Source organism: Alienimonas sp. DA493, assembly GCF_043951915.1.
Lineage (GTDB): Bacteria > Planctomycetota > Planctomycetia > Planctomycetales > Planctomycetaceae > Alienimonas.
Window position 1 is genome coordinate 1 of sequence record NZ_JBINJD010000261.1, and the last position, 3,814, is coordinate 3,814.

Sequence of the window (3,814 nt, forward strand, 5' to 3'; positions counted from 1 at the left end):
AGACCGCCCGGCAGTCGGCCCGGAAGCGGACGTAGCCCACGCCGCAGGCCGCGACGCAGAACAGGCCGACCCACAGCGGCGAGACCCCCGCCGCCAACAGCCGCGGGGCGTCCAGCAACCGGTCGCCGGTCAGCCAGCTGACCGCCAGATAACAGCCGTTCGCCAGCAGGCAGAAGTCCGCCAGGAACCAGGCCCACCGCCGACGGATCAACAGGGCCAGCAGCGCCGGCGCCGCGCACCCGAACAGCGGCCCGGCCCAGAGGGTGAGCGCCGGACGCGGGTCCGGTTGAAAGCTCGAATGCGGCGGCGGCCACGGCCCCAGCCACGCCGACCGCAACTCGCCCCCACCCAGCCACCCGCCGAGCAGGTGCCCGAGTTCGTGCGTGAAGGTCATCACGCACCACCCGGCGACCAGCAGCCCGGCGAACCGGGCGAGGCGCCGGGCGGTCAATCAATCGCCTTCGATCTCGGCGGCGGCGTCGAAGCCGCTCCGAATCTGTTCAACTTCCTCTTCGGTCCGGTCGTCTTCCGGGGCCTCGAGTTGGCCGTCTTCGTAGCCGCCGCCGCAGCCGGCGGACAGCGTCAGGGCGGACAGGACGACGAACAGCGGGGCGAGGCGACGGGACATATTCAGCGGGATCGGAGGTTAAGCGGCGGACCGACTGGGGACCGCCGAGACGCGGGACGATTTGACCGAAATCTACCGCGGCGGGGGGCTCTTGGCCATCCGTGCGGCCTGTTTCGCCGCCGTCAAGGTGATCGATCAGTCCGCTCCCCTGTTGTCAGACGCATCCAATAGGCCTAGAGTATTAGACCCCGCTTTGCCTCCTGAACGCCGCGCCTGACGTTGGGCCGCCGGGAGCGACGGTTTTTCTTACCCACTTCTGCCGTGGCGGTTTTCTCCGCCCGGCGCCCTTCTCGGAGTATCTTATGCGTCCCCTCGCCCGCCGCGCCGGCTCCGCCCGGCGCTCCGGCTTCACGTTAATCGAACTGCTGGTGGTGATCGCGATCATCGCGATCCTGGTGAGCCTGTTGCTCCCCGCCGTCCAGCAGGCGCGTGAGGCCGCCCGCCGCAGCCAGTGCCAGAACAACCTCAAGCAGATCGGGCTGGCGTTCCACAACTACGCCAGCACCTACAAGGTGTTCCCCGCCGCCAGCGGCGGGACCTCCGGCCCCGGGTCGAACAACGAAGGCTTCGTCAGCGCGTTCCCGCGGCTGGCGCCGTTCCTCGATCAGACGGCGCTGTGGAACCAGATGTCCAAGCCGCTGGACACCGACGGCGACGGCACTCCTGAGTTCCAGGCGTTCGGGCCGTGGCCGGAACCCAACGGCGGCAACGGCTACCCGCCGTTCCAGTATCAGATGTCCGTCCTGCTCTGCCCGTCCGACAGCACCGTGCCGACCGGCGCCGGCGACACCAACTACGCGATGTGCTACGGCGACAACGGGCTGGCGTTCTCGACGAACCAGCGCGAAGCGATCGAGCGGTCGCGCGGCATGTCCGTCGGCCACTGGGGCCGCAACTACGATGCGGTTCACACCAGCTTCGCCGACTGCCGCGACGGGACCACCACCACGATCCTCTACGGCGAGATCGGCCGGACCGAGCGGTATCGCTGGCTGGGCGGCGTCGGCCGCGTCAGCAGCCTGCCGCAATCCGGCGGCGGCTACGAAAACCCGCAGCAGTTCTGCCTGGAGGACGCCAACGTCAACGACCCCGCCAACCCCGGGTTCTACCCCCGGTCCGGCAACCAGCCGGACGACGACCGCGGCAAAGCCTACGCCACCGCCTTCGCGGACGTGACCGGCTTCCACACGATCCTGCCCCCGAACAGCCCGAGCTGCGCCGACTCCGGGTTCTACGACCGTCGCGGTCGCGGGATCTACAGCGCCGGCAGCTACCACACCGGCATCGTGCAGGTCGGCATGGTGGACGGGTCCGTCCAGGCGATCAGCAACACGGTCGACACCGGCGACCTGACCGCCACCAACCCGCTCGCCGGCCGGAGCCCCTACGGCACCTGGGGCGCCCTCGGCACCAAGGACGGCGGCGAGACGAACACGGAGTTCTGAGGCGGTCTCCGTCACACGTTGACAGCTCCCGGGCGGGGCGGCGCTGACGCCGCCCCGCCCGTTTTCGTTTGGCCGCGGTCCCCACGCAACGAGCGGGGAAAATCAAAGGCGCCGGGAGCGGTCGCCCCAATGGGCCTCCGGCGACCCGACTACCGCGGGCTGGCGCTGCCGCCGGGGCCGCCGCTGGCGCTGCCGCCGGGGCCGCCGCTGGTGCCGCCGAAGGCGGCGCTGCCCGGGCCGCCGCCTGCGCGAGCGGCGGCGGAGGAGTCCTTCATCGCCGCTTCCCGCTCCGCGGGGGGGAGGTCGGAGAAGGACTCGTCCGCGTCGAGGACGACGCCGTCCTCCGGGCCGCCGCACCCGGCGAGGGCCGCGGCGAGGGTCAGGGTCAGGGCGGACAGGAGGCGGGCGGGGCGGTTCATGCGGACGTCCGTCGGCGGGAAGGAAGAGAGTTATCGGGAAGGAGCGGCGGAGCCCCTCGGGGGTCCGCCGTGCGAGCGCGGACCCTCTCGGGACCGCCGGAAGAAACTTTAATTTTCCCCCGCCGCGAGACTATCGTCGAGAGCGGGGGCGGCATAGAGGGCGGCGATCTGCTCCGGCGAGAGCGCCCGGTGGTAGATCGCCAACTCGTCGATCCGGCCGTGCCAAAACCCCGGGTTGCGGAAGTCCGGCTGGAGCCCGCCGGGGTGGAGTTTGGCGCCGATGCCCATGTGGGGGGGCGCGTCGGTCGCCAGCCCGTCGCAGGGGGCGGAGGCCCGTTCGACGCCGTTCCGGTAGAGCCGCAGGGTTTCGCCGTCGACGACGAAGGCGACGTGCTGCCAGACGCCGATCGGCAACGGTTCGCCCTCGCGAACGTCGACGATCTCGCCGCGGCGGTCGCGGACCTGCACTTCTAAATCGCCGTCGTCGTCCTTGAGGCCGAAGTGGAACTGTCCGTCGGCCCGCCGGTAGATCTTTTTGCCGTCTCGCGTGTCGTATTCGACGTCCCAGTTCTTAGCGATCGCCGCCCACCTCGGGCGGGTGCCGGCCATCACCCAGGCGCAGACGGTCAGGGCGTCGTCGGTCGCCGGCCGGTAGCCGTTGAAGACGGCGTAGGCGTCCTCCCCGGGGCCGCCGAGGTGCAGAGCGCCACCGACCCGGCCCGGGCGGAAGGGCGGCTCCCGCATCGCCCCGGGGACGACCCGGGCCGCCCCCCGGTCCGGGCCGCCGTCGGCCAGGGTGACGCCGTCCTCCGGCACGGCCATCCGGAACAGCAGGTCCGGCCCGAGCCGGTCCAGCAGGTCTTGGTAGACGGGGTCGGCGTCCGGGGTTTCCTCCAGGGTGCGTACGAACCGCTGGTGGTCGACGTCGATCCCCTCCGGGATTCGGGAGGAGCCGCGGACCCGGGTCGCCTGGTCGGTGGTCAGCCGGACCCCGGGCACCCCGGCCGGGGAGCCCTTCGCGTCCACCTCCACGACCCCGTCGAACACGTGAATCTCGCTGGTCCGGTCGGCGGCGACGTCCACGCCGAACTCCGTCCCGTAGTCCACCAGGTCGACGGTCGGCGTCTCCACCGCGAAGCCGATGCCGCTGGGCGGCACGACCGCGGAGAGGCGGCCGGAGTCGAGGTAGAGCCGGCGGCCGGACTCGACGCGGAACCGGGCGGGGGACGACACGGTGACCCGCACGCCGTCCGGCAGCGCGAACCGGACGAATCCCTCATTCAGTTCGTACGTGCCGGTCCGGATCGGGGCGCCCACCGCGG

Annotated in this window: 5 protein-coding genes; 1 reads left to right on the forward strand and 4 read right to left on the reverse strand. The window is 71.4% G+C overall.

Annotation, left to right across the window (positions count from 1 at the left end):
- Together ACG2DA_RS21955 and ACG2DA_RS21960 are read right to left on the reverse strand one after the other, a co-directional pair.
- Positions 1-451, reverse strand: a 451-nt coding sequence (locus ACG2DA_RS21955) for a hypothetical protein (protein ID WP_395258717.1), incomplete at its 3' end; no start/stop codon positions are given.
- Positions 452-628, reverse strand: a complete 177-nt coding sequence (locus tag ACG2DA_RS21960; protein ID WP_395258719.1) for a hypothetical protein — start codon at positions 626-628, stop codon at positions 452-454.
- Positions 629-930: 302 nt separating this feature from the next.
- On the opposite strand from ACG2DA_RS21960, the gene ACG2DA_RS21965 reads away from it, so the two are divergent.
- The gene (locus tag ACG2DA_RS21965) at positions 931-2,073 is read left to right on the forward strand and encodes a DUF1559 domain-containing protein (RefSeq protein WP_395258721.1); all 1,143 of its coding nucleotides are present in this window, start codon (positions 931-933) and stop codon (positions 2,071-2,073) included.
- A 149-nt stretch (positions 2,074-2,222) separates the two neighbouring features.
- On the opposite strand, the gene ACG2DA_RS21970 is transcribed toward ACG2DA_RS21965, so the two are convergent.
- Complete coding sequence (locus ACG2DA_RS21970; protein WP_395258723.1) at positions 2,223-2,492, reverse strand: hypothetical protein; 270 nt, start codon at positions 2,490-2,492, stop codon at positions 2,223-2,225.
- Positions 2,493-2,600: 108 nt separating this feature from the next.
- On the reverse strand, positions 2,601-3,814 hold a 1,214-nt coding region (locus tag ACG2DA_RS21975), incomplete at its 5' end, for a LamG-like jellyroll fold domain-containing protein (protein ID WP_395258725.1).